Source organism: Brevibacillus nitrificans (assembly GCF_003710965.1).
Taxonomy (GTDB): Bacteria; Bacillota; Bacilli; order Brevibacillales; family Brevibacillaceae; genus Brevibacillus; species Brevibacillus centrosporus.
The window spans coordinates 568,800-593,234 of record NZ_RHHU01000010.1 but is presented as its reverse complement, the minus strand read 5'-3'; the positions used below and the strand labels follow the sequence as shown (position 1 = coordinate 593,234).

The following is a 24,435-nucleotide window of genomic DNA, read 5'->3' as shown; positions in this document are numbered from 1 at the left end:
AGGGACGCTTCCTGCGCAGTTTGTAGGTGAGCGAGCAAATTGGAAGATACGAGGTTCCTATCTATGAAGTGTAAACTCGTGTTAGCCTTCATGCTAGTTGCCCTGCTCGGTACGGTTAACTCATTGCCAGCTTTCTCCGCTTCCCCGGTTCAAATCGCGGTAAATGGTGAGACGGTGGCATTTCCCGATGCCGTTCCTTTTGTTGAACCGGGGACGAGTCGGACGATGGTTCCAGCACGGTTTCTGGCGGAAGCGCTTGGACTGAGTGTGAAATGGAATGAGCAGTCGAATCAAGTAACGCTCAAGAAAAATGAAACCACGATCCTGCTCTCTATCGGTCAAAATCATGCTCTGGTGAATGGGAAATCCGTCGCATTAGATGCCCCTGCGGTGATCAGGAACGGTCGCACGATGGTACCTCTTCGCTTCATTGGCGAAGCCCTTGACGCCGGAATCACTTGGGACGCCGAGCGTAATCTGGTTAACGTGACGACTCCCTTTCAGCAAGGCACATGGATTTGGGATGCTGCCCTCATCCAGACAGAGCCGGATAAGATTTTGGCGTTTGCCAGCGAAAATCAAGTGACATCTCTCTACCTTCAGTTTGATAAAAGTGTACCTTCCTCTTCCTATGAGCAATTCATTCGAAAGGCAAAGGAAAAACAGATGGAAGTAGAAGCCCTCGCAGGACGGCCGCAGTGGGCCCTTCCCGCATATCAAGACCAGATCCGCACATTCATTTCCTGGGTAAAAGCCTTCAATGAAGGCGTGGAACCAGATGCACAATTCGCAGGTCTTCACTTCGATATTGAGCCCTATTTGCTGCCTGAATGGAAAACAAACCAGCAGCAGGTCACGCTGCAGTGGATGGACAATATGCGTTTGATTGAGCGAGAGGCAAAAGCAAGCGGCATGAAGCTGAGTGTGGACGTTCCTTTCTGGCTTCCCATGGTCAAAGTCCCTGGCACAAGCTACAGCTTTAGCGCATGGCTGTTGGAGAAAGTCGATACACTCGTCATTATGGATTATCGGAACACGGCTTTAGGGAGAGATGGGATCGTTGCCAATGCCAATGCAATCTTGAGAGAAGCACACACCCTCAAAAAGAAAGTGATTATTGCGGTGGAAACGGCCCCGAATTCGGAAGGCGATTTCACTTCGTTTTATGAATCAAGTACAGAAGCGATGAAAACCGAGCTGCAAATCGCAAGGGAGCAGCTTTCTCGATTTTCAAGCTTTGCAGGATTTGCTGTTCACGACTATACGAGTTGGGCAGCATTAACGAAAAAATCGGAGCGACTACGATAACGCGGGTTCCTCCCTCCCTTGAAACAAGAGGGATCATCATGCCTCCGGAAATGGAGCCGATTGACTTGAGGCGCTTCGTCTTTGCCTCGTTCAGTCAAGTTATTGGCAGAAGAACGAATGAATGAAAAGCTCCCTCTCACCACGAGAAAAACCCGCCTGAGCGGGTTTTTGTGTTTCTTGTACACGATTACTGAAAAAATTGGAGGAAACCTAAGGATACGGCAGCGGTTAGGATGACACTCCAGATCACAATTCCCACCGACATCCACCCCATTAGCTTACCAGTCGGAGCACCGAGTGAAATCCCAATCGCTGCTCCCAGTGGGGCCCCCGTGATCAACGGCGAAGCTAATCCAAGTCCGATCACTCCATATTTGTCCCAAATGCGAACCATTCGCCCTTGCCTTTTTCCTTTTTTCTCAAAACGCTTGATTAGCCAGCTGCGAAGTGATCCTCCCAAGAAGATGACCATACCGGCACTCGCAATCGCTCCGATAGCACTGAGGAAGCCGGTGACTACCGCAGGAAGCTGCAAGGCAAAACCAAGCGGAATAGCTGCCCACAGCTCCAGCATGCTCGTTCCGAAAACACTACCCCATTTCCATACCCCATCCATGGTGATCCGTTTTGTCCCCTCTCGTTGTCGTCTTTTCCCTATCTATTGTGAGACGTTTCAAGCAAACATAAAGTTACCATTCTGGAGAAATTAGGATATACCCTCCCATTTGAAAATCAAAAGGGTGTCTCTTCAGCAGCTTCCACTGCTCCTGGAGACACCCATCTCGCTTATCTTTACGCTACTTCCCTGAACGGCTGCTTACAAAGAACCGTGAACGATGTTGCCTTTAAACATCACGGCTTGACGCTTGGAGCGACGTGCTACTGCTTCCCCAGCCGAAGCTGCGTGGAGGAATACGATGTCGGCGTCGTCGCCTACATTTGGCCATTGACGGTTGCCTTCTTTGTCCAAAGGCGTCTTGTGGCCCGTGATGAAGCCCAGTGCTTGCGAGAGAGAACGCTCGTCCTGCATGCGGAAACGCTCTGCGAGGCGGCCTGCTTTCTCCAGACTGTCCCCTTGGCCAAATGGCGACCAGTGGTCTGTGATGCTGTCGTCCCCAAGAGATACCGACACGCCTTTTTCATGCAGCAAGGGGATCGGGATGGTCGGTTTGATGACGGGAACCGTGCTGGTGATGGAGATGCCTTGCTCTGCCAGCATTTCCGCTACCTCTGCTGCTTCTGCCAGGCTGATGTCTCCCAGCGAGTTGGCGTGGCTGATCGTGACTCTTCCCTTCCAGCCCGCGTCCTCTGTCATTTTTGCCAGGCGCTTGAATGTGAAAATACCCAAGTAATCGGGATCGTGCAGATGCAAATCGATTGGCGCATCCGCCTCGACCGCCAGTTCAAACACAGTCGAGAGCGACTTCTCGATGTTCTGATCCACATTAGCCGGGTCGACGCCGCCAACGTAAGTCGCGCCCATTTTCAATGCCTCCCGGATGTTCTCCACCTGGTTGCTGCGCAAGAGTCCTTGCTGCGGGAATGCCACGATTTCGCAGCTGAGCTTGCCTTTGAAGGTCTCGATCGCAGCCAGCGTTGCCTCCAGGTTTTTCAGTCCGATATAAGGATCGATGTTGCAGTGCGAGCGAACATGCGTCGTTCCCGAAGAGAGCAAGAGGGCGAGCATTTTCTCCGCGCGTTCCTGTGCTGTCGGCAAGAGCTGCGTCATGAGAGTAGCTTCTTCCGACAGGCGATCCAAAATGGTCTTGATCGGCGTTACTGCTTTCCATGGACCGCCATAATAGGTCTTGTCGATGTGGATGTGCATATCGCGGAAGGTGGGCAAAGCCAGAAGCCCAGCAGCGTCCTGCTTTGGCAGCTCCGTCTGCGGCAATGCTCCGTATGCGATTTGCGCGATTTTGCCGTCTTCGATCAAAAGATGTGCGACCTGTGTCTCCGTCGCCACAACCTTGTCATTTTCCTTGCGGTATCCGCTCTCCAAGCGGACGTTGGTGATCCAATAGCCTGTAGACATCTATCCTGACACCCTTTCTTTGTATGATGATCTATCTACCACTCACCGGAGATACGATTTCCTTGGTACAGCACGACACGGCGTTGGGCTCTTCTCGCCACCGCTTCTGCAGAGCAGGTCGCCTCGACTGCCATCAGGCTTGCCTCATCTCCTACTAGCGGCCAAATCCGGTTGCCCTCCTCGTCCAGCGGAATCCTTCCCTCTGTAACATATCCGAGCGCGACACCCAACGAGCGCTCATCCGTCAGGCGAAAACGTTCCGCCAGGCGCCCCGCTTTTTCCAGAAGATCTCCTGATCCGAAAGGCGTCCAGTTATCTGTCAACGAGTCGTTGCCGAGCATGACGGCGACACCGGCAGCTTGAAGCAAAGGAATGGGAATCGTAGGACGATTGATCGGCACGGTAGATGCGATCGAAATGCCCAGAGCTGCGAGCTGCTGTGCCATGTCCCGCGCTTCCTCTACGGACACATCTCCCAGGCCCATCGCATGACTGACCGTGACGCGGCCCTGCCAGCCTGCTTCTTCTGTCAGCGCCGCCAAGCGCTTGATGGTAAATGTTCCGAGATGGCCCGGGTCATGCAGATGCATGTCGATATCCGCATCGGCCTCAACGGCCAGCTCCATCATGGTCGCAAGCGACTTCTCGATGTTTCCGTCTACCCCGCCAGGATCGACACCGCCTACGTGTGTCGCTCCATTCCTGAGCGCTTCTCGCACGCTGTCTGCCGCGTTTGTACGAAGCATGCCATAGTGAGGAAAAGCGACAATCTCATGCGACAGTCTTCCTGCGTAGGTTTCAAATGCTCCGAGCATGCCTTCCAAAAAACCAAGCCCTACCTGCGGGTCAACGTGGCAATGCGTGCGTACATGGGTGACTCCTGTCTCTACCAGCAAGGACAGGATGTTTTCCGCCCCCTGTCGCGATTGCTGCAAATATCTAGGTAACAATCCCTTGTCTTCCTCGTGCCGTTCAAACAAGTTTTTTACCGGCGTGGTCGCCTTCCAAGGTCCACCGTAGTAGGTCTTTTCCAAATGGATGTGCTTCTCCGCCATCGACGGCAGGATCAGCAGTCCACGGGCATCCTTTTTCGGCAGACCATCCTCCAAAATCTCACTGGAAGGCACAATCCGGCTGATCTTTCCATTTTCAATCAGCAAATCGCAAAGCTCCGTCTTGGTCGCGCAGATCACACCTCGCTCTCTCTCGTATCCGCACTCCAAGCGAGCATTGATAATCCAATACGGGGACGGCATGACCGATCAAGCCTCCTCAGCGTTCACAACATCAAGGGCTCCAGCTGCCAGGTTGCCCTTGAAGAATACGGCTTTGCGGTCCGCACGACGCGCCACTGCTTCTGCGGTGCAGCTCGCCTCAACCAATACCAGGCTGGCGTCTCCACCTACTGCTGGCCACAGCTGTGTACCATTTGCGTCCAGGGTCGTTTTGCCTCCTGTAATAAAGCGCAGCGATTGGGACAAGGACAGCTCATCCAGCCAACGGGAGCGTTCAGCCAATCTCCACAGACGCTCCAGCACATCCCCGTTTCCGTACGGCTGCCATGTATCGAAAATGTTGTCGCAGCCAACAGCTACGTCGACGCCGTTTTGATGCAGCAAAGGAACGGGCGGGATCACGCGGCTGTAAGGCACGCTCGTGATGATCGTAATACCTGCTTCACGCAGAATCGTCGCCATTTCTTCCGCTTCCGGCGCAGGAATGTCACCCAGCGCAAATGCGTGGCTGATCGCCACCTTCCCTTGCAAGCCAGCCTCTACGGTCATCGCCGCCAAACGCTTCATCGTAAACGTTCCGAGGTGTCCTGGATCGTGCAGATGCAGGTCCACTCCCGCATTTGCCTCTACTGCCAGATCGATCATCTGATGCAGTGATTCCTCGATATCGCCATCCACCATCGCAGGGTCTACCCCCCCGACATGTGTCGCTCCCTGCGCCAATGCCTCGCGCAGCAAGCCCTTTGCTCCTGTACGCAAGAGACCGTGCTGCGGGAATGCCACGATCTCGTGGGAGACGCGGTCCTTGTAAGTCTCGAGTGCTTTTTGGACCTCCAGCAGATTGGCAATGCCCACCTCTGGATAAATGTCTACATGTGTGCGAACGTGCGTAGATCCGTACGAAAGCAGTACCGCGAGCAGGTTTTCCGCACGCTCCTGCGTGGTAGTCGGCAATCCGGGAAGCACACGCTTTTCGATTTCGCAGCGCTCAATGATGTTTGCGACTGGAATCACCGCACGCCATGCTTCGCCCAGCAGCGTCTTGTCGAGATGCACATGCTTCTCCACAAAGGAAGGCAGTGCCAAGAGTCCGCCAGCATCGCGCTGGTCGATCCCGTCAGATAGTACCTCTGTCGCCGGCGTGATCCGCGCAAATTTTCCGTCTTTTATCAAAATGTGAAACAATGCAGCATCCGTTCCGCTGACGACTCCGTTATCCCGACGATAGCCTGTCTCTAAACGAACATGGGTCAACCAATAGGTAACGCCCATCCACCATCCATCCTCTCTGTTTTGGGTTCTCTCCAAGCCTTTCTCCCCCATTATCAGGCAGGCGGAAAGACTAGATTTGCACAATCTTTACGTCTATTTTCACTATTTTTACGAGTTGTTCAAATTGCCTTTACTTCATACATTTTTCTGATAACTTTGGACTAAGCAAAAGGAGGGTTGCACCATGAAGGTTGAGTACGCTACGCCAACCAATCAAGCCATTCCACCCAAAACTGCGGCTGCACGCCCAGGCAGGTGGCGCACTTTTTATCGCAAGCTTCGCAAAAACAAACTTGCCATGGTCGGCGGCTTTATCGTTGTGTTCTACATCGCGATCGCCCTGTTGGCACCACTCATCGCCCCACATGATCCGTATGCCATTGATCTGGTGGGAAAGCTTAAGCCGCCATCCGCTGAACACTGGATGGGAACAGATGACAAAGGCCGCGATGTATTAAGCCGCCTCTTGTACGGGACACGCTTGTCCATGTCCGTCGGTTTTGTCGCCGTATTCATCGGAGCATTCTTTGGAATCATCCTCGGACTCTTGGCTGGCTACTACGGCAAATGGGTAGATACGGTCATCTCCCGTGTCATTGATGTTCTCTTGGCATTCCCGGGTATCCTGCTTTCTCTGGCCATTGTAAGCGCACTCGGACCGAGCTTGTTCAACGTGATGATCGCCGTCGGTGTGTTTTCCATTCCCGTATTCGCCCGGATCGTTCGCGGTTCGACCTTGACCGTAAAGAAGCTCGAGTACATCGATGCGATTCGCTCACTGGGTGCCAGCGATTTCACTATCATCTTCAAACATATTTTTCCAAACATTCTGTCACCGATTATCGTTCAGGCAACTATGCGCCTTGCAACAGCGATTTTGTCGGCAGCCGGACTTTCCTTCCTCGGCTTGGGTGCACAGCCTCCCCTGCCGGAATGGGGTGCCATGCTGAGTAACGGACGCGACTTTTTGTTCACGGCTCCTTACCTCGCCATGTTCCCTGGGCTTGCCATTTCGACGCTTGTTCTCGGCTTCAACATCTTCGGAGACGGCCTGCGGGACGCTCTCGACCCACGGATGAAACAATAGGAGGGAATGCTCAATGTTCGTCTACCTGATACGTCGCTTGCTGCAGATGATTCCCGTCCTGCTCGGTGTGATTCTCGTCGTTTTCCTGATCATGCAGATGGTCCCTGGTGACCCTGCTGTACTGCTCGCAGGGGAAGGCGCTTCTGCAGAAACGATTGCCAATATCCGCACACAGCTCGGTCTTGACCAGCCTGTCATGGTTCAGTACTTCCATTATGTAACAGATGTTTTCGCTGGTGATCTGGGAACTTCCCTGCGTTCGAACCTGCCCGTGTTTGACGAGATCATGGCTCGTCTGCCTGCTACGATCGAGCTTGCTATCGCCAGTATTTTCGTCACCATCGTTCTCGGCATGATCGCGGGTATCATCTCCGCGACCAAGCAGTACTCTGCTGCTGATATTACCATCATGATCGTCGCCCTGCTCGGGGTATCCTTACCAAGCTTTTGGCTCGGTCTGAGCCTGATCTACTACTTCTCGGTCAAACTGCATCTTCTGCCTGTAGCCGGTTGGGGTACATGGAAGCACGTGATCCTGCCAGCTATCACGCTCGGAGCCGGGGGAGCCGCGATCGTGGCACGGATGACTCGCTCCAGTATGCTGGATGTCGTTCGCCAAGACTACATCCGCACAGCGAAAGCAAAAGGTCTGCGCGAGACAGTCATTGTTTACAAGCACGCTCTGAAAAACGCGCTCATCCCGATCATCACGGTCGTCGGTCTGCAATTCGGCTATCTCTTGGGCGGTACCGTCCTCGTCGAATCCGTCTTTGCCATTAACGGTCTAGGACGTCTGATCGTCGATGCGATCCGCATGCGTGACTTGCCTGTCGTTCAAGGCGGAGTTCTCATCGCCTCTATTATTTTCGTTTTCGTAAACCTGCTCGTCGATGTCCTGTATCGCCATTTCAATAAACGAATTGACTTGAACTAAGGAGGGAGCACCATGCCGGGACAACAAGAAAAAATCCTGGACGTTCGCAATCTGCAAACGCACTTCTTTACAGACGATGGTGTCAGCAAGGCCGTCGATGGCGTTGATTTCTCTCTGAACAAGGGAGAGACGCTCGGTCTCGTTGGCGAATCAGGCTGTGGAAAAAGTATCACTTCCCTTTCGATTTTGCGATTGATTGCCAGTCCTCCGGGAAAAATTGTAGGAGGAGAAATTCTTTTCAAAGGCCAAGACCTGCTGAAAAGATCCGAGCCCCAGATGCGCGCCATTCGCGGCAACGAAATCTCGATGATTTTTCAGGAGCCGATGACCTCGCTCAACCCAGTGTACACCGTGGGTGAGCAAATCGCAGAAGTATTGCGGCTGCACCAGAACATGGGGCGAAAGGAAGCTTGGGACAAAGCTGTAGAAATGCTGAAGCTGGTCGGGATCCCCTCACCGGAGAAACGCGCTACGCAAGAGCCGCATGAGCTGTCCGGCGGAATGCGTCAGCGTGTCATGATCGCGATGGCACTCGCTTGTCGTCCGGAAATTCTCATCGCTGACGAGCCTACGACTGCACTGGACGTAACGATCCAGGCGCAAATTCTGGAGCTGATGAAAAAGCTGCAGATAGAGCTCGGCATGAGCATCATCATGATCACGCACGATCTGGGTGTTGTTGCGGAGACGTGTGATCGCGTAGCCGTCATGTATGCAGGAAAAGTCGTGGAGTACACCACTGCGAAAAACCTGTTTGAAAACCCTCGCCATCCGTATACGATCGGCCTGATGAACTCCCTCCCCCGCCTCGATGAAGACGTGGAAGAGCTGCAGGCGATCAAAGGGAATGTTCCAAGCCCGTTCAATATGCCAGTGGGATGCCGGTTTGCCCCTCGTTGTCCGCATGCGACACCGCTGTGCGAGACTCGCTTGCCTGAGCTTCTCGAGCAAGCAGACGGCAGCCAGGTACGATGCTGGATGTACACTCCGGAATGGGATGGACAAACGAAGATGGCTACGGAAACGGGGGTATAACACATGACTGGACTCGCTCCAAACGAGAAAAAACCGTTGCTTCAGGTAAACAATCTCAAGCAGCACTTTCCGATCAAAGGCGGCATTTTTGGCCGTACCGTCAACCATGTAAAAGCGGTGGACGATATCAGCTTCACCATTTTTGAGGGCGAGACGCTCAGCATCGTTGGCGAATCCGGCTGCGGGAAATCCACGACGGGACGTGCGATTCTGCGCCTGGATGAACCGACGAGTGGCTCTGTATTGTTCGAAGGAAAAGACCTGCTCGCCATGTCCAAATCGCAAATGCGCGACATGCGAAAAGATCTGCAGGTCATCTTCCAGGACCCGTTCGCATCGCTCAACCCACGACAATCCGTTTCGCAAATTCTCGGCGAAGCCTTGGCGATTCAAAACGTCGTTCCTGCAAACCAACGCCGTGAGCGCATCATCGAGCTGCTCAGCTACGTAGGTCTTCGCCCGGATCAGATCGACCGTTTCCCGCACGAATTCTCCGGCGGACAGCGCCAGCGGATCGGGATCGCCCGTGCCCTCGCGATGCAGCCCAAGCTGATCATCTGTGACGAAGCCGTTTCTGCCTTGGACGTTTCCATCCAGGCGCAGGTGCTGAACCTGCTGAAAAGTCTGCAGCGCCAGTTCAAGCTGACGTATTTGTTCATCTCCCATGACCTCGGTGTCGTGCGTCACATTTCTGATCGCGTCATGGTAATGTATCTGGGTAAAATCGTCGAGATCGCGGATAAAAAATCGCTGTTCGACAGCCCGAAGCATCCGTACACCCAAGCGTTGCTTTCGGCGATTCCGGTACCAGATGTGACCAAGAAGCAGGAGCGAATCATCCTGCGCGGCGATGTGCCTTCCCCGATCAACCCGCCAACGGGATGCCGTTTCCACACACGCTGCCCTTATGCGGTTGAGCGCTGCAAGACAGAAGTACCTGGACTGACGAGCCTGCATTCCACACACCAGGTCGCATGCCACCTTGTTGAACAATAAATCATTAAAATTTGATAAAAATGAAAAGCAACACCTTCCTCATGCTATGATGGACTGTAGCAAATCAAGTGAGAAATCATCGTACAGAAGGGATCTCATGATTAGTTTCGAAGGTTTCACGTTGCTCATTCTGTTCTTCATTTTGGCTCCTATCATAGGAGCTATTGCTTTATTGTTTCTGTTTATTTTTGAGAAGCGGATCGACCTGTTGGAAAATCGAAACGTGAAAATCGAGCTGGAGAAAGAGCTGCAGCAAGCCTTGTACAACCAGCTGAACCAGCAAATCCAGCCTCATTTTTTGTTCAATACCTTGAATGTCATCCTCAGTCTGGCCAGGCTGAACCGGACGCGCGAGCTGGTGCGTGCACTCGAGGTATTGTCCCAGTTTCTCAAATTCAAGTACAAGTCGACGGAGCCGCTCATCTCGCTGCAAAGAGAGATCGACTACACCGAGCAATATTTGGAGATTCAGAAGCTGCGTTTTGGCAGCCGCCTCTCCATCCAGCTCGACTGCGCGGATGATCTGTTATCCGCCTGCATCCCTCCGTTCGTCCTGCAGACTTTAGTCGAGAATGCTTTCAAGCACGGACTGGAGCGCAAAATGGGAGAGGCGCTTCTCGAGATCCGAATCAGCGCGGAAGACGAAAAAGTCCGCCTCGAAGTCATCGATAACGGATCCTCTGGCATGGAAGACCTCTCTCATGAGGCTCCCCCGACAGAGGAACCTCAGCTGGAAAAGAGCGGCCACGGCCTGGACAACATCCGCCGACGGCTGCACCTATGCTTTGGGGACCATGCCCAGTTGTCTTTATCCCCTATAGAAGAAGGCGGAACGCAGGTGCTCGTAGTATGGCCTTTTGTATTCTGCGACCCCTATGAGAGTGAGGTGAGAGGATGAACGTGCTGTTAGTGGATGATGAACCGTTGGAGCTGGATCAGCTCGAGTTTCTGATTCAGCCCATGTTTCCCTTGTGGAATCTATACAAGGCAGCGGATGGTAGTCAGGCCATGGCGATCAGCCAGAAGGTGCCTCTTCATCTCGCCTTTCTGGATATCAATCTTCCTGGAAAATCCGGCCTCGCCTTGGGCGAAGAGCTGCGTGCCCAGCATAGTGACATCGATCTGATCATCGTCACAGCCTATCAGGATTTTCACTATGCCAAGCAATCGATCCGACTGGGCGTGGAAGACTATTTGACCAAGCCGGTCATCGAGAGTGAGCTGGTGGAGATCCTGCAAAAGTATCAGAAAAGCCCTGCTCTGGCTGCCTACACGCGAATCATTACAGACGCGATGAACATCATCCACCAGAAATTTGCAGAGAAGCTCAACCTGGCCGATCTTGCGTCAGAGGTGCACATCAACCCGACCTACCTCAGCCGGCGTTTTCACGAGGAGGTTGGCGTCTCCTTTTCCGAATACTTGATGCAGTACCGGATTCAGATGTCGAAAAAGTTTCTGCTCTCCCATCCGGACTGGAGCATTTCGACGGTAGCTGAACGGACAGGCTTTAACAGCCAGCATTACTTCAGTACAATCTTTCGCAAAGTCGTGGGGAAAACGCCTAAAGAATACCGGGACAAGGGGAATGTATCTTGACCTACCAATCCTTTCGCGAGTACGTCTTAGGCGCTTTTCATATCGGCATCGGACTAGGTGTGGTCTCGATCCTCGCCAGGTGGGTGACGGGAAATACCATCTTTGGCTCCCCGGAAGCATTGGTCAAATACGGCATGTTCGGTGGAATCGGCTTTTCTTTGATGGGCGCTTTTGCCCTGATCGCCTTTGGCTGGCTCGGCCGCAAAGTCCGCAGTGATTTGTCTGGCGGAATGACCATCGGTGACTACATGCGCAGCAAGCTGCATCCCTTTGGTTATTGGGCCATGATCGCTATTCTGCTCATCACGAGCATCGAGGGCATGTTTGTCCAAGGCATGGCTGGCGGCGTGCTGCTGAACATCCTGTTCGGTTTGCCGATCCCTTTGGGTTTACTTTGTTTTTTCATCTTCTGTGTCCTGTTTGCAGGTATTGGCGGCATTCGTACTATCCATCGCTTTGCCAATGTGCAGATTGTGATTACCTTTGCGACGGCGATCCTGATACCGGTTTACTTTTTTATCGGAAAAGGGGTCGAGCACGTCTTCAACGGCTTGCGGCTCTATCATCCGTACCTGTTAGTGCTAAACAATCACGAGGGAATGCTCTTCATCGTGACGGGCGTGCTGATCGGCTTCGGGCAGGTATTCGTCGATCAGGCGACGTGGCAGCGGCTCTATATGATGGAGGAGAAAAAAGTCGTCCCTACCTTTCTCTTGTCTGGCCTGATCTTTGCGACAATCCCCCTCGCCTTTTCGGCCATGATCTTCATCGTGCTGTTTTCCGGCGGCTTTCATGACATCTTTTCCCTGTTGTTTGAGCTTGTCCGAAAAATCGATACCCTGTTTTTGCTCGTTCTTTTCGTGCTCTGTTCCTTTGGCGCCATCACCTCTGCCTTTGGAGCCGGGCTGCACTCGATGATCAGCCTCATGGTGAACAACGTCTATCAGCTGTTTCGACCGGAAGCGAGTGAGCGGCAAAAAATTCGTCTCGGCTACACCCTCGCAATCGTGACTGGTGCAGTCTCCTTTTGTCTGACGATGTACTTTACGCCGACTCTGCTCGACCTTCTCTTTTTCTTTGGCATTATTTACGCCTCGCTGTTCTTGCCCGTGATCGTCATCATCCTGACGAGGGGCAGAGCGAGCAATTTCATCATCATCAGTGCCATTGCCGGGCTTGCGAGCGGGTACATCAGCAGGCTGTACGTGGACAACATGAAAGCGATCTGGGTCGCGTCGTCTGTCACGGCCCTCGTCCTGCTCCTTTATTTGTGCATCGCCAGCGTACACAAGCACTACATGCGCACGAAAGCCCGTACTTAGCTGCACTTCGGAAGGAAAGAATGTCACATGCTGCGCTCCTATCTTCTGCTCATCTTTTGCGTCACGGCATGGGGGAGCAACTTTGTGTTCGGCAAAATGCTTGTCGCAGAGTTCTCTCCCTTGCTTTTATCCGCCTTGCGCTTGTTGTTCATCACGATCTTTTTGCTCATCTGGGCTCGCGGCCGCCTTTCGATGCCCACTCTATCACGGACGGATTGGCTGCTGCTCGGTACACTCGGGATCGTCGGTGTCTTCATCAACCAGTGGTCCTTTTACAAAGGTCTTGTCACGGCTGATCCGACCACTTCTGCGCTTGTATTGGCTTTGACTCCAATCGTCACAGCAATGTTGGCAGCAATCTTTCTGAAGGAGTCCCTGACCCCGCGCATGGCGATCGGTTCTGTCATCGGGACAGCAGGCGTTCTGTTCGTCATCTACAACGGAGCCGAGCTGCATTTTGACGCTGGCATCCTGTGGATCTTTTTGACGATGATCACCTTTGCCATCTCGATTATCCTCGTGCGTCTGCTCGGACATCGACTGCCGCCGCTCGTGACGACTCTTGCTTCCAATCTCATAGGATTTGGCTCCATGCTGCCGTTCGTTCTGATCAGCGCACCTGCAGCGACCGTCAGTCTTCAGCTTTCTTCGTGGCTTTTGTTATTCGTGACAGCTGTCGTCATGCACGGGATCGTCACCTTGATCTGGAATAGTCAGCTGCAAAAGGTCGGTGCCGCCAAAGCGGCGATGTTCTCCAATCTGGAGCCTTTTATCGCCATGCTCTTCGGGTTTTTCCTGCTTGCCAAGCCCGTCACGTCCGTACAGCTCCTCGGTGCTCTTCTGATTATAGTTGGTGTGACATTGACAACGACCTCCAAGGAAGCGACAACAAAGCGAAACGAAAGCCTTTCCTTATCCAACTAAAAAAGTCGGAATAAATACAGCAGGTCAGTTGTGATTCCCCCTCGCACTCCTTTATACTAGTAAGTATCTGGGTTTCCTGGCGGATCAATGATGCATACTACATACAGGCGAGGAGGAGCTTTCATGTCTACCGTCAAACTTTCACAATGGGAAATGATGCTGCTGGAGACGGCTCGTGCCAACGGTTTTGTCGATGAAGAAATCATCCACAAGCTGCGTACTGACAATCGTCAAGCCTTCGCAGATGTCGAGGGCGGCCGCTACGATTTCAGCGATTTGTTCGAGCTTGCCCAGCAAGATCCATTCACATTGGAAACAGCCATTCGTGAGGGCTATCAAATCAAATTCACGACGATCAACGGTGTCAAGTTCCTGCTGAACAAACGCTTTGGACTGACTGCCGAAACGGATTATCAGGTACAGGAAACGGCGCTGGATCAAATCCGTTTGACGGATGACGCACTCGCTGCCGTTCATTCTACGCTTTCTCCAAACTGGCGCATTATCGAGCTGGAAAAGCAGCCGGTTCAAAAAGAAACCATCGTTCGGATCGAGCTGGCCCAATAACACATGAAAATGAGAAAGAGCACATCCTCTGTGAAAAGGATTGTGCTCTTTTCGGTTCCTACCCTTTCACAGCCCCCTGTGTCAGTCCCTCCACCAGGTATTTCTGGCAAAAGGCGAAGAGCAGCATGGTCGGGATCACAGACAGCACGGTCGCTGCCGACATGGCCCCCCACTCGATGTCGTACTTTTTGATGAAAGCATTCATGGCGACCGGGATCGTCTTGACGGACTCCTCGTCGATGAATAAGACCGCCATGATCAGCTCGTTCCAGCATTGGACAAACGCGAAAATAAAGGTCGCAGCAATGCCCGGCAGCATAATGGGTACGATGACCCGAAACAAGGCATGAGTGCGCGAGCAGCCATCTATCATCGCCGCTTCCTCCAAAGCGTTTGGAATCCGCTGAAAAAATCCGGACATGATGATGGTGCAAAACGGGATCAGCATCACCGTGTAGACGAGCATCAGCGATACCAGACTGTTCAGGATGTGCATGCGTGACATCATCACGTACAGGGGCGCCATACCGATGAACATCGGAATCATCTGGGTGAGTAAAAATCCGAGCATCACCTGTCTTTTGCCGCGAAAGGAGAATCGCGCCAGCACATACCCGCCCAGCATCGCAATCAAGACGACCACGGAGGACGCAACCAGCGATACGAGGAAGCTGTTCCAGATGTACACCTGAAAGTGAGAGATCCGAAAGATTTCCATGTAGTTGAGCAGCGTAGCCGATTCCGGCCAATAGCGTATGGGCAGCGCGAAAATTTCCTGCTGTCCTTTGAGCGAAGTAATGACGATCCAATACAGCGGGAAGATCGCGAATGCCAGGAACCCACCCAGCACGACGACCCTGCCTGTTTTCCACCAAACGTTCTCTCGCTGCATCAGAAGTCACCTCCCTTCTCCACTCGTGTCGCCTTGACGTAAAACACCGTGAACAGCAGCAAAATCAGCACGATAATGACACCAATAGCCGATGCCTGGCCGTAGTCCTGTCCGAAAATGACCTTCTCGATCATGAACGTGGCGAAAATATGCGTAGATCCGGCTGGTCCTCCGTTTGTCATCGCGTAAATGATGTCTGGGAAGTTCAAGATCCAGATGACGCGCAAAAGGATCGTCACCAGCATGGTCGGCAGGATGTAAGGCAGTGTGATTCTCCACAGCTGCTGGAAACGACTGGCCCCATCCATCGCGGCTGCTTCGTACAGCTCTTCCGGGATCGATTGCAGCGCCGCCAAAATCATGATGGCGAAGAAAGCCACCCCGTACCAGATGTTCGCGATGATGACGGCCGCCATCGCCCAGATTCCATCCGCTAAAAAAGGAATAGGGGCATCGATGAGTCCCGTTTTCATCAGCAGATCGTTGATGACCCCAAACTGGGCATTAAACATCCAGCGCCAGATCAGCCCGATCAAAAACCCCGACATCGCCCAAGGAAAAAACACAAACGCCTGATAGAATCCTCTTCCACGAAATTTGCGCCGCATCAGTAAGGCGAGAGTCAGTCCAAAAAGCAGCTGGAAAAACAGCGAGCATACGACCCAGAAAAAGCTGTTGAGCGCTACTCGAGGGAAGTCAGGGCTCGTCACGACATCGACAAAGTTGTCCAGTCCGATGAATTGTATGTTCAACAAATCAAAGAGGGTGTAGTTTTGAAAGGACATGACGACTCCACGCAGGAGCGGATAGTACGTAAAGACAGCTACGAACAGCAGGGCCGGGAAGAGGCACCAGAAAATGAACTGGCCCTCTCCCTTCAGCCGAAACGGCTTTTTTCGCTCTGCAGCCGCCCGCTTATTCGTCATGACGACGGGCTTCTCTGATTGCACCTAGGGCTTCCTCCCTTCGCCTATTTCCGCTCTGCTTTTTCTTTTGTCCAATACTCATCCCATTTTTTCAGCAGGTCTTCCGCCGTGATCTTGTCGAGCAAATAGCTCTGAATATCTTTATCGGCCGCGCTTTGCCATGCTCCCCAGCCCTTGTAATCAACCGGTCTGGAAACGTCGATGAAAACGTCAGCTTGTGCGTTCATATCGATGAATGCTTTGAAATAGCCTGTCTTGTAAAACTCATCCTCGGCTGCTGTTTTGACGACCGGAATGACCGAGGTCCGCTTGGCATACGTCGTGCTTTGCTCAGGATCGGAGAGAAATTCGATCAGCTTCCACGCCTCATCCTTGTGCTTGGAGTACGCCGTCATCCCCCAGCCTGGACCTCCGACGACCTGCTGCGCCACTCCGGACGGTCCGATCGGAAGCGGAGCAGTCGCCCACGTGCCCTCTTTCATTTTTTCTTTTGCCCCATCGATGACGTCCGGGTCCTGGATCAGCATAGCGGTCGACCCTGACACAAATCCCTGCACCATCTCCTGGAAGCCCCAGCTGACTGAATCGGCAGGCGATGCCTCTTTATAGAGCTGTTTATAGAAGTTCATGGCTTGCAGAGATTCCGGAGCCGCAAACACGGTACGTCCGTCCTTTAAGAAAAAAGCAGAAGCAGGATCGACCTCTTTGCCGTTGTACGCCCAGATGGTGATCAGCGCATAATCCCAGCCAGTCGGTCCTCCGCGGAAGCTGTAGCCGTAGCGGTTTTTAGCCGGGTCTGTCAGCTTTTTCGCGGCAGCCAGCAGTTCATCCCACGTTTTGGGCACCTCCAGACCGGCTTCCTTCAGCCAGTCTGTCCGGTAAAACAACACGCGCTGGTACAAGCCATTTGGAATGTAGTATGGCGTGTTATCCACCCAGGTCGCTCGCCGCTTGGCGATATCCGTCAGCTGGTCGTAATTTTTCCATTTGTCCGTGTACGGCTTCAGATTTTCAATAAAGCCGTTCATGGAAAACTGCTTCGCATTGAACTCGCGCACCTCCAGCACATCGAGCTCTTCTTTGGCCATCAGCATCTGGGTAATTTTTTGATCGGCCCCTTCAAACGGGGGGGAAATCAAATCGACCTTGATGCCCGGATTTTTCGCCTCGAACTGTGCCAGAAGTTCCTTGAGCAGCTCCGTTCTCTGTGGACTCGTGATACTCTCCACCATCTTCAGTGTAACGGTCTGCCCAGCTTGACCATTGCCTCCACCAGAGCTAGCAGCTGGCGGATTGCTGGCAGACTGGCTACACCCGGCGACTAGCCCCACAGACAGAGCCAGACTTAGTACAGCCGAAAACCATTTGGACACTTTCATACACAAACCCCCTCAATCTACGGATGAATGCCAGTGTGCTTGCATTGTACTAAATATTCAGAATAGTAAGTTTCAATATATTCACCTCTTTTTTCACTTTCTTTACCATTTGTTGGGTTTTATTGCTGGAGTCTTCGCTGCGGTTATACTGAAGAGGTAGCAGCCTTTTCTTCCCCCAAAAAGAAACGGCAGCCTGGACGAAAAAAAGTCCAAGACTGCCGCTATTGCTCACGATTCTATTTTCACTGCTTTGGGTCACTACGGCTTGGCAATCTCGCTTTCGATGACCCACTTGTGGTTCTTCACTTCACCGCCGCCGGTCGTTGGCGTGTAGTCGACCATGTAGACCGTAGTAGATTCTGCCGACTCGATTTTGGCTGAGGCATCCATCATTCCTTTTTCGTGATCGGCTTTCAGAATGACCTCTGTTCCTGGCTTATACGCGGTTGTTTTGTGATTTTTAATTTCTTCTTGAATGATCCATTTATGGTTGGTCACTGGCGCTCCACCTGTTGTAGGCGTGTAAGTAACCGCATAGGCCGTCGTATCGTAGGCAGCAACGATTTTGCCTTTTGCCCCTTTCATCCCGGGCATATGGTCTGCATGGATGATCACATCACTACCAACGGGAAAGGCCGCTTTTTGCACATCCTTGACCCCTTCTGGCGCCTTGGAAGTGTCCGCACCGCAAGCACTCAAGCCCATTGCAGCAACGAGCATCAACGTAATCAGTCGCAGTTTTTTCATTCAAAAACACCTCCATTTTTCAAAGTCGTCCACATGAACAGTATACACATTGTGACGAGCATGTCCAAATTCGCCCCGTCTTTCCTGTGCACGGATAGTCGGAGCTCTCCCTTCAATCCCTGCTATTCTACTAGATGAAAAGGAGGTCAGCCGTATGGATTTGCTGGAAAAGCTGAATGACGCCCTCTCGTACATCGAGGATCATTTGACAGAGGAAATGGATTATCGTGAAGTGGCGAGGCTGGCGGTTTGTTCCGAGTATCATTTCAAGCGCATGTTCCCGTTCCTCACCGGTGTGCCGCTCTCCGAGTATATCCGTCGCAGAAGACTGACTCTCGCCGCATTCGAGCTTTCCAATACGGACGCTCGCATCATCGACATCGCAGTCAAATACGGGTACAGCTCTGCTGATGCTTTTACGAGGGCGTTTATCGCGCTGCACGGAATCACTCCCTCGGAGGCGCGCCGTCACGGCCATGTGCTAAAAGCTTATCCACGCATGACCTTCCATTTATCGATACAGGGAGGTACAGAAATGAACTATCGAATCGTGGAAAAAGAAGCGTTCACCATCGCAGGCATCCAAAAGCGAGTCCCCATTCAATTCAACGGTGTAAACCCAGAGATTGCCGCCATGTGGGCAACGCTGGATGAGGCTGCTATTCACCTGCTGAAGAGTCTGTCCAACGTCGAGCCTTACGGGCTGCTCAGCGCTTCGACGAATTTTTCGGAAGGGCGGATGGACGAGAAGGGAGAGCTGGACCATTACATCGGTGTAGCAACGACAGCCGCATGCCCAAGCCACTTGACTGCACTTCAGATTCCCGCTTCGACCTGGGCGGTATTCGAGGCAATCGGTCCATTCCCGGATACACTGCAAAACGTGTGGGGACGAATCTATTCCGAATGGTTCCCCTCCTCGATCTACGAGCAGGCGCCTGGTCCTGAAATCTTGTGGAACGAGCACAAGGATGTCTCATCCCCTGTCTTTCGCAGTGAAATATGGATTCCGGTTGCGAAGCGAGCCTAAACAAAGCAAAAGATCCAGCTGCCCATGCTGGATCTTTTGGCTTGCTCTTCGGCTATTCATTGCCCCGGCGATTGTTCGTAGGATAACCCATGTCCATATGGATAGAGGACGTTTCCTTTTCCGTCCGGGATCGTCACTGGCAGTCTCCCCCTCGGCTGGTTCCCGCCAAAAAGGGTGTCCGCCATTGCGGCAAAGCTCGCTGCGCGGTAGCCGTATTGGACGAGGTAAGCATCGACCTCGGGATAAGCCATGATATCGTAGGGATTGCGGATGGCTACGCCTACGACAGGCCCTCTCCTCTGCTCGATGAGTCGCCTGTACTCTTTCATGAGCGGGTCCTCCATCGACCGGCCCTTTACATCCGCCGTGTAGGAAGCGAGAATCACCGCATCTGCCTGTATCACCTGCTTCCACTGCTCTGGGGTAAAGCCTTTGTTTCCTAGGTGGACAGCGGTTGTCTGGGCGTGATATTTCTTCATCGCTTCTGCCAGCTTGTCGACGTATTCCTTGCCCACTACTGCGATTTTCTGGGCTTCCGTCAGCTTCAGCGGCAGCACACCGCTGTTTTTCACCAGCGTGATGGAGCGCAATGCCGCTTCCGCCTCTACCTGCCTATGCTCTGCCGATCCATTCATTTCCCGCGCTTTCATCTGCTTGACCTCGATGCTCTCTGGGTCTTCCTCTATCAAGATCCCACGCTTGATTTTCAAGGTCAGTATCCGCCTGACGGACTGATTGATGCGCTCCTCGCTGATTTTTCCCTTTTTCACCGCATCCACGATACCGGCTATGACCTTGTCCAGGTCAACCGGCATTAAAAGGATGTCTGCGCCTGCCTCAATGGCTCGCAGAGAAGCATCCACGGGCCCAAAATGATCGGAAATGGCCTGCATATTCATCGCATCGGTAAAAATCACCCCATCGAAGGCGAGCTGCTCCCGGATCAAGCCTGTGATGACTTTGGGGGAGAGCGTGGCGGGGAGAGCGATTTTTGACCCGTCCTTTTGAGACAGCACCGTTGTCGCATCGATTTTGGGAAAGGTGACATGAGCGGTCATGATCGCGTCCACTCCTGCCGTGATCGCTTGGCGAAAAGGCAGCAGCTCCAGCTGCGCGAGTCGTTCGAGATCATGGGGAACCTGAGGCAGACCCAAATGAGAATCGACCGCTGTATCTCCGTGCCCAGGAAAGTGCTTGACCGTTGCCACGACTCCGTTTTGCTGAAGCCCCCGCATATAGGCGACTCCAAGCTCTCCTACCAAATTCGGATCCTCCCCGAACGACCTCACTCCAATAACGGGGTTGTCCGGGTTGTTGTTCACATCCATGTCAGGGGCAAAATTGGTGTTGATCCCCAAGCTGGCGAGCTCACTTCCGATGACGTCGCCAGCTTTCCATGCCAACAGCTTGGAGCGAGCTGCCCCCAGTGCCATGTTGCCAGGCATATCCGTTCCTTGCTGCAGCCTGGAGACGACGCCCCCCTCCTGGTCAATCGCCACCAGCAGACCGTATTTTTGCGCTAGCTGCTGGTACTCATGCACGAGGTGCACCGTCTGCTCTGTATTCCCGACATTCTCCCGAAAAAGAATGACACCTCCCACCTGATGCCGCTTGATGGTTTCTGCCACTTGCGGCATCAGGGCTGTCACGTTTTTCCCTTGCACCCTGCGAAAATCAGGCATCATCATTTGTCCGACCTTTTCCTCCAAGGTCATGCTCGCAATCGATTTGCCAATGATTTGATAGCGTTCTCCCTTTTGCTTGATTACGGTCACCTGGGGTCTCCCCTGCTCCCGGTAAACAAGCTCGATCCGATCCTCTACTCTGCCGTCAGAAACGGAAAGAAAGACGGTGCCCTGGTCACTGGTAAAATGAACACCCCCCTGTCGATCGACGGTGGCGACATTCTTGTTTGAGCTTTTCCACTGCAGTCGTCGTGTCACTTTCTCGACATGACCATCCCAATACACATGGAGCGCCTGCAAAGACAGCGTGTCGCCGATCCGCTGTTCCTTGAGCTCGGGCAGGTTCAAGTGAATGAGCAGGTCGGGGATCTGCGCCTGTGCCTTCACATTTGACGGATAACCCGACGTCCCCGTGTTTACGAGGGCAGCGAGCAGCACAACCGTACATACGAAAAAAACGGTGTGCATACGACTTTTGCTTTTGGTCATCTGTCTTCCTCCTTCCTCGTTTGCTCCAGCCTCCAGCCTTCCGCTTTCCAGCTGACGCTCCATTCCTCTCCGTTTGGTTGAAGAAGGACAGGCTGATGGAGAAACCAGCCTCTTCCGTTAATCGTCTCATCTGTCGCGTAGCGGAAACGCACATAGCGCGTCCCCGGCGGCACCTGCAGCGACACACGGGTCCAGTCACTCTCGCCTGTAGCCGGGCTTCCGAGCAGCCGCCATTCCTTTCCGTCCACGGAAGCTTCGACATAGCCGAAATCGTACTCATTCTCCAAGCGATACCATGTGTCAAAGGCAAGTGTGCCGCCCGCCGCCAGATTTGCGGTCGCCGTTAGCGTTGATTGAGCATCGTCCCCCATTCCCGCAAACCAGGCTCCTTCCTGCCAAGGAATATCAACAGGGATAGAACGGGCGACTTGCCGAAAGACCTGGTTGCGCAGAGGCGTTATCGATTCGGTGTCGCGGATGGGGTGCACCCGGTTCGTCAGCAAGATTCCGATCGTCTCCTGATTGGGACTGACGACGAGTGAGGTCCCGGTAAATCCGGTATGCCCCATCGATTTGCTGTCGCAAAGTGCGTCCATATACGTCCCACGCGCGAGCTCCCAGCCGAGGCCCTGCTCGTCTCCAGGAGCGGCTGGCAATTGATTTTCCGTCATCCAGGCGACAGCCTGCTCGGACAAGATCCGCTTTTCTCCGTAGCTTCCTCCATTTAGCATCATTTGGGCGAAAACAGCCAAATCGCGGGCGGTGCCGAAAAGTCCTGCGTGACCCGACACACCTCCAAGCGACCAGGCATTCTCGTCCTGCACTTCTCCCCAGACAAGCCCACGCTTCGGCACAGATTGGTATTCCGTCGCGGCGATATGCTCTCGCAGCTGTCCAGGTGGCTTGTACATCGTATGCGACATGCCCAAGGGCGTAAGGATGTTCGTTTGAACGTAGGCATCCAGCGTTTGTCCAGAAAGCTTTTCTACCACAGCTCCCAAAACGATCATGTTCAAATCACTATACACATAGGCGCTCCCCGGCGGTTGGACGAGCGGCTGATCCAGCACGTACTGCATCCGCTCTGCCCGACTGTTGCCTTTCTTGAACAGGTGGATGTACGCCGGAAACCCTGAGGTATGCGTCAACAGCTGGCGGATCGTGACCTGCTGCTTTCCGTTTGCCGCAAAATCAGGTACATAGCGGGCGACAGGAGCATCCAGCTGTAGAAGTCCTTGATCGACGAGCTGCATAAGGGCTGTCGAGGTAAACAGCTTGCTGATCGACGCCAGATCAAAAAGGGTGTCCGTCTGCATGGCAAGGGGCCGCTGCATGGGCGTGAACTCTTCGTCCTTGTATTTAGCCGCCAAGCCATAGGCCTGCTCTTTGACGATTACCCCTCTTCTTGCCACAAGCAAGACGGCACCGGGTATCTGGTTTTGCCGGATAGCAGCTTCGATTTGCGCATCGATTTCGCGAAAAGGCTCCTCTGCCATCCCGGCATCGGACGGTTTACCTGACTGAAGGATGTTCATCGATTTGCCGGGGCCATCCCAGGCATGAGAGATGGGCTTCGCCACGGGCTTTGCCTTTTTTTTCCCTTCAGGCCCATCCATCGCGAGAGTTAACCATGTGGTGACCATGCAGAGGCACAGCATGATGACAGCGCCTGTGCGTTTTTTCATTCTTCATCACTCCGAGCTGTACAGCAAAAAAAGCTTTCGCTGGTTTTCAAAGCTATGCAATCTGTCCTGCCATTGGGCCACAATCTCGTCCACAGAGGTTCCCTGGTCGATCGCTTTGCGGACCGCGTCCGTCCCGATCAGCTTGTCGATAAAGTAGTCATGACGCCAGGCAAATTGCTTCGGATACTGCTTTTTCACTTCTACGATCACAGAGAGAGCTGTGCGGATGGGATCATACACCTCGCGATCCGTCACATAAAACTGCACTCCGCCAACGTTTTTGCCTGCGTGCTTGGAAAAGGCTGGCTGAAAGTACGCCTCGCGAAACGCAACGCCGGGCAGCTTGAGCAAATTGAGTCTCTGCGCGAGCTCCCAGCTGTTGATATAAGGCGCCCCGATCCATTCAAAGGGTCGCGTCGTTCCCCGTCCCTCTGACAGGTTGGTTCCTTCAAACAAGCCGTTCCCCGGATAGACAGTCGCTGTATCCACTGTGGGCATATTCGGAGAGGGCGGCACCCAGGGCAAGCCTGTTTCTTCATAGGACATCCCCCGCTTCCACCCTGTCATGGGGATGACGGTCACTTTCGCTTTGGCACCAAACTCCTTTTCCAGATACTGCTTCTGGATATATCCAGCAAGCTCGCCTACAGTCATCCCATGACGAACAGGGATGGGATAGAGTCCCACGAAAGACTGGTAAGGCGGCTCGAGCACAGGTCCCTCTACTTTTTCGCCGCCGATCGGATTGGGGCGATCCAACACGATAAAAGGCTTGTCAGCGATGGCTGCTGCTTTTATCGCGTAAGCCATGGTGGCGATGTACGTGTAAAAACGAGAGCCGACATCCTGAATATCGTAAAGAACCACATCGACATCGCGGAAAAGGTGAGCAATCTCTTTTGGCTTCTTTTCGTACAGATTATAAAAAGGCAGGCCCGTTTTCGGATCGCGGAATGAGCCGGTTGCCTCACCTGCTTGTTCGGTTCCACGGACCCCGTGCTCCGGTCCGTACACGGCAACCAGCAAAAGCTTTCGGGCAAGCAAAGCGTCTACATCATGAACGAGATTCCTCGTAACTCCCGTCTGATTCGTGATCAAGCCGATCCGTTTTCCCGTGAGCATTTCGGGATTTTCCAGCAAACGTTCGATCCCGGTCTGGACGATGGGCGTATCCTGTTTGGCTGCTGCCCCCCTCGAAACCGAAACAGCCAGAAGCAGCGTCAGGAAGAGCCGTACTCCTACGGATAACCTCATCCTCTTTCACCTCAAGTATTTTCTTCTCATTATG

At 53.2% G+C, this 24,435-nt stretch carries 22 protein-coding genes; 11 read left to right on the top strand and 11 right to left on the bottom strand.

Annotated elements, in window-relative coordinates; translation table 11 throughout:
• Positions 1-63: 63 nt before the first annotated feature.
• On the top strand, positions 64-1,308 hold the full coding sequence (locus EDM59_RS16405; RefSeq protein ID WP_246011078.1) for a copper amine oxidase N-terminal domain-containing protein: 1,245 nt from the start codon (positions 64-66) through the stop codon (positions 1,306-1,308).
• Positions 1,309-1,495: 187 nt separating this feature from the next.
• Here EDM59_RS16405 and EDM59_RS16400 read toward each other — a convergent pair whose 3' ends face one another.
• The 4 genes from EDM59_RS16400 to EDM59_RS16385 form a co-directional block, all read right to left on the bottom strand.
• Positions 1,496-1,924, bottom strand: coding sequence for a small multi-drug export protein (locus EDM59_RS16400; RefSeq protein WP_122924580.1), 429 nt, complete (start codon positions 1,922-1,924; stop codon positions 1,496-1,498).
• A 201-nt stretch (positions 1,925-2,125) separates the two neighbouring features.
• Entirely contained in the window at positions 2,126-3,343 is a 1,218-nt protein-coding gene (locus EDM59_RS16395; protein ID WP_122924579.1) for an amidohydrolase family protein, read from the bottom strand.
• A 35-nt stretch (positions 3,344-3,378) separates the two neighbouring features.
• Positions 3,379-4,599, bottom strand: coding sequence for an amidohydrolase (locus EDM59_RS16390; protein WP_122924578.1), 1,221 nt, complete (start codon positions 4,597-4,599; stop codon positions 3,379-3,381).
• Between the two features lie 6 nt (positions 4,600-4,605).
• Positions 4,606-5,850: an amidohydrolase gene (locus EDM59_RS16385; RefSeq protein ID WP_122924577.1), complete on the bottom strand. Its 1,245-nt coding sequence runs from the start codon at positions 5,848-5,850 to the stop codon at positions 4,606-4,608.
• 184 nt (positions 5,851-6,034) lie between these two features.
• Between EDM59_RS16385 and nikC the strand changes: the two genes are divergently transcribed.
• The 9 genes from nikC (at position 6,035) to EDM59_RS16340 (ending at position 14,314) form a co-directional block, all read left to right on the top strand.
• A complete protein-coding gene (gene nikC, locus EDM59_RS16380; protein WP_122924576.1) occupies positions 6,035-6,937 on the top strand; it encodes a nickel transporter permease in 903 nt (300 codons plus the stop codon).
• Between the two features lie 13 nt (positions 6,938-6,950).
• Positions 6,951-7,871, top strand: a complete 921-nt coding sequence (nikB, locus tag EDM59_RS16375) for a nickel ABC transporter permease (protein ID WP_122924575.1) — start codon at positions 6,951-6,953, stop codon at positions 7,869-7,871.
• A gap of 12 nt (positions 7,872-7,883) precedes the next feature.
• Positions 7,884-8,906 carry an ABC transporter ATP-binding protein gene (locus EDM59_RS16370; RefSeq protein WP_122924574.1) on the top strand — a complete coding sequence of 341 codons (1,023 nt, stop codon included), beginning with the start codon at positions 7,884-7,886 and terminating at the stop codon, positions 8,904-8,906.
• Between the two features lie 3 nt (positions 8,907-8,909).
• The gene (locus EDM59_RS16365; RefSeq protein ID WP_122924573.1) at positions 8,910-9,902 is read left to right on the top strand and encodes an ABC transporter ATP-binding protein; all 993 of its coding nucleotides are present in this window, start codon (positions 8,910-8,912) and stop codon (positions 9,900-9,902) included.
• A gap of 97 nt (positions 9,903-9,999) precedes the next feature.
• Positions 10,000-10,800: a sensor histidine kinase gene (locus tag EDM59_RS16360; RefSeq protein WP_122924572.1), complete on the top strand. Its 801-nt coding sequence runs from the start codon at positions 10,000-10,002 to the stop codon at positions 10,798-10,800.
• Positions 10,797-11,501, top strand: coding sequence for a response regulator transcription factor (locus tag EDM59_RS16355; RefSeq protein WP_122924571.1), 705 nt, complete (start codon positions 10,797-10,799; stop codon positions 11,499-11,501). The genes EDM59_RS16360 and EDM59_RS16355 overlap by 4 nt, the downstream gene beginning before the upstream one ends.
• Positions 11,498-12,823: a sodium:solute symporter family transporter gene (locus EDM59_RS16350; protein ID WP_122924570.1), complete on the top strand. Its 1,326-nt coding sequence runs from the start codon at positions 11,498-11,500 to the stop codon at positions 12,821-12,823. Before EDM59_RS16355 ends, EDM59_RS16350 begins: the two co-directional genes overlap by 4 nt.
• Before the next feature lie 27 nt (positions 12,824-12,850).
• Complete coding sequence (locus EDM59_RS16345) at positions 12,851-13,747, top strand: DMT family transporter (RefSeq protein WP_122924569.1); 897 nt, start codon at positions 12,851-12,853, stop codon at positions 13,745-13,747.
• A 123-nt stretch (positions 13,748-13,870) separates the two neighbouring features.
• Positions 13,871-14,314, top strand: coding sequence for a hypothetical protein (locus EDM59_RS16340; protein ID WP_122924568.1), 444 nt, complete (start codon positions 13,871-13,873; stop codon positions 14,312-14,314).
• A gap of 58 nt (positions 14,315-14,372) precedes the next feature.
• On the opposite strand, the gene EDM59_RS16335 is transcribed toward EDM59_RS16340, so the two are convergent.
• The 4 genes from EDM59_RS16335 to EDM59_RS16315 all read right to left on the bottom strand — a co-directional run bounded on the left by EDM59_RS16335 (position 14,373) and on the right by EDM59_RS16315 (position 18,258).
• A complete protein-coding gene (locus EDM59_RS16335; RefSeq protein ID WP_122924567.1) occupies positions 14,373-15,206 on the bottom strand; it encodes a carbohydrate ABC transporter permease in 834 nt (277 codons plus the stop codon).
• Positions 15,206-16,132 (bottom strand): carbohydrate ABC transporter permease, encoded by a 927-nt coding sequence (locus tag EDM59_RS16330; protein WP_425455993.1) that lies wholly within the window; start codon positions 16,130-16,132, stop codon positions 15,206-15,208. Before EDM59_RS16330 ends, EDM59_RS16335 begins: the two co-directional genes overlap by 1 nt.
• A 44-nt stretch (positions 16,133-16,176) precedes the next feature.
• Positions 16,177-17,511, bottom strand: coding sequence for an ABC transporter substrate-binding protein (locus EDM59_RS16325; RefSeq protein WP_122924565.1), 1,335 nt, complete (start codon positions 17,509-17,511; stop codon positions 16,177-16,179).
• A gap of 258 nt (positions 17,512-17,769) precedes the next feature.
• Positions 17,770-18,258: a YdhK family protein gene (locus EDM59_RS16315; protein ID WP_092265909.1), complete on the bottom strand. Its 489-nt coding sequence runs from the start codon at positions 18,256-18,258 to the stop codon at positions 17,770-17,772.
• Between the two features lie 154 nt (positions 18,259-18,412).
• Between EDM59_RS16315 and EDM59_RS16310 the strand changes: the two genes are divergently transcribed.
• A complete protein-coding gene (locus EDM59_RS16310) occupies positions 18,413-19,288 on the top strand; it encodes an AraC family transcriptional regulator (RefSeq protein ID WP_122924563.1) in 876 nt (291 codons plus the stop codon).
• A gap of 56 nt (positions 19,289-19,344) precedes the next feature.
• Here EDM59_RS16310 and EDM59_RS16305 read toward each other — a convergent pair whose 3' ends face one another.
• From EDM59_RS16305 to EDM59_RS16295, 3 genes are read right to left on the bottom strand one after another with little or no spacing between them, the layout of a single operon-like run.
• The gene (locus tag EDM59_RS16305; protein ID WP_425455992.1) at positions 19,345-21,441 is read right to left on the bottom strand and encodes a glycoside hydrolase family 3 protein; all 2,097 of its coding nucleotides are present in this window, start codon (positions 21,439-21,441) and stop codon (positions 19,345-19,347) included.
• Positions 21,442-21,458: 17 nt separating this feature from the next.
• Positions 21,459-23,147 (bottom strand): serine hydrolase domain-containing protein, encoded by a 1,689-nt coding sequence (locus EDM59_RS16300; protein ID WP_122924561.1) that lies wholly within the window; start codon positions 23,145-23,147, stop codon positions 21,459-21,461.
• Positions 23,148-23,153: 6 nt separating this feature from the next.
• Positions 23,154-24,401, bottom strand: coding sequence for an exo-beta-N-acetylmuramidase NamZ family protein (locus EDM59_RS16295; protein ID WP_122924560.1), 1,248 nt, complete (start codon positions 24,399-24,401; stop codon positions 23,154-23,156).
• Between the last annotated feature and the right edge of the window lie 34 nt (positions 24,402-24,435).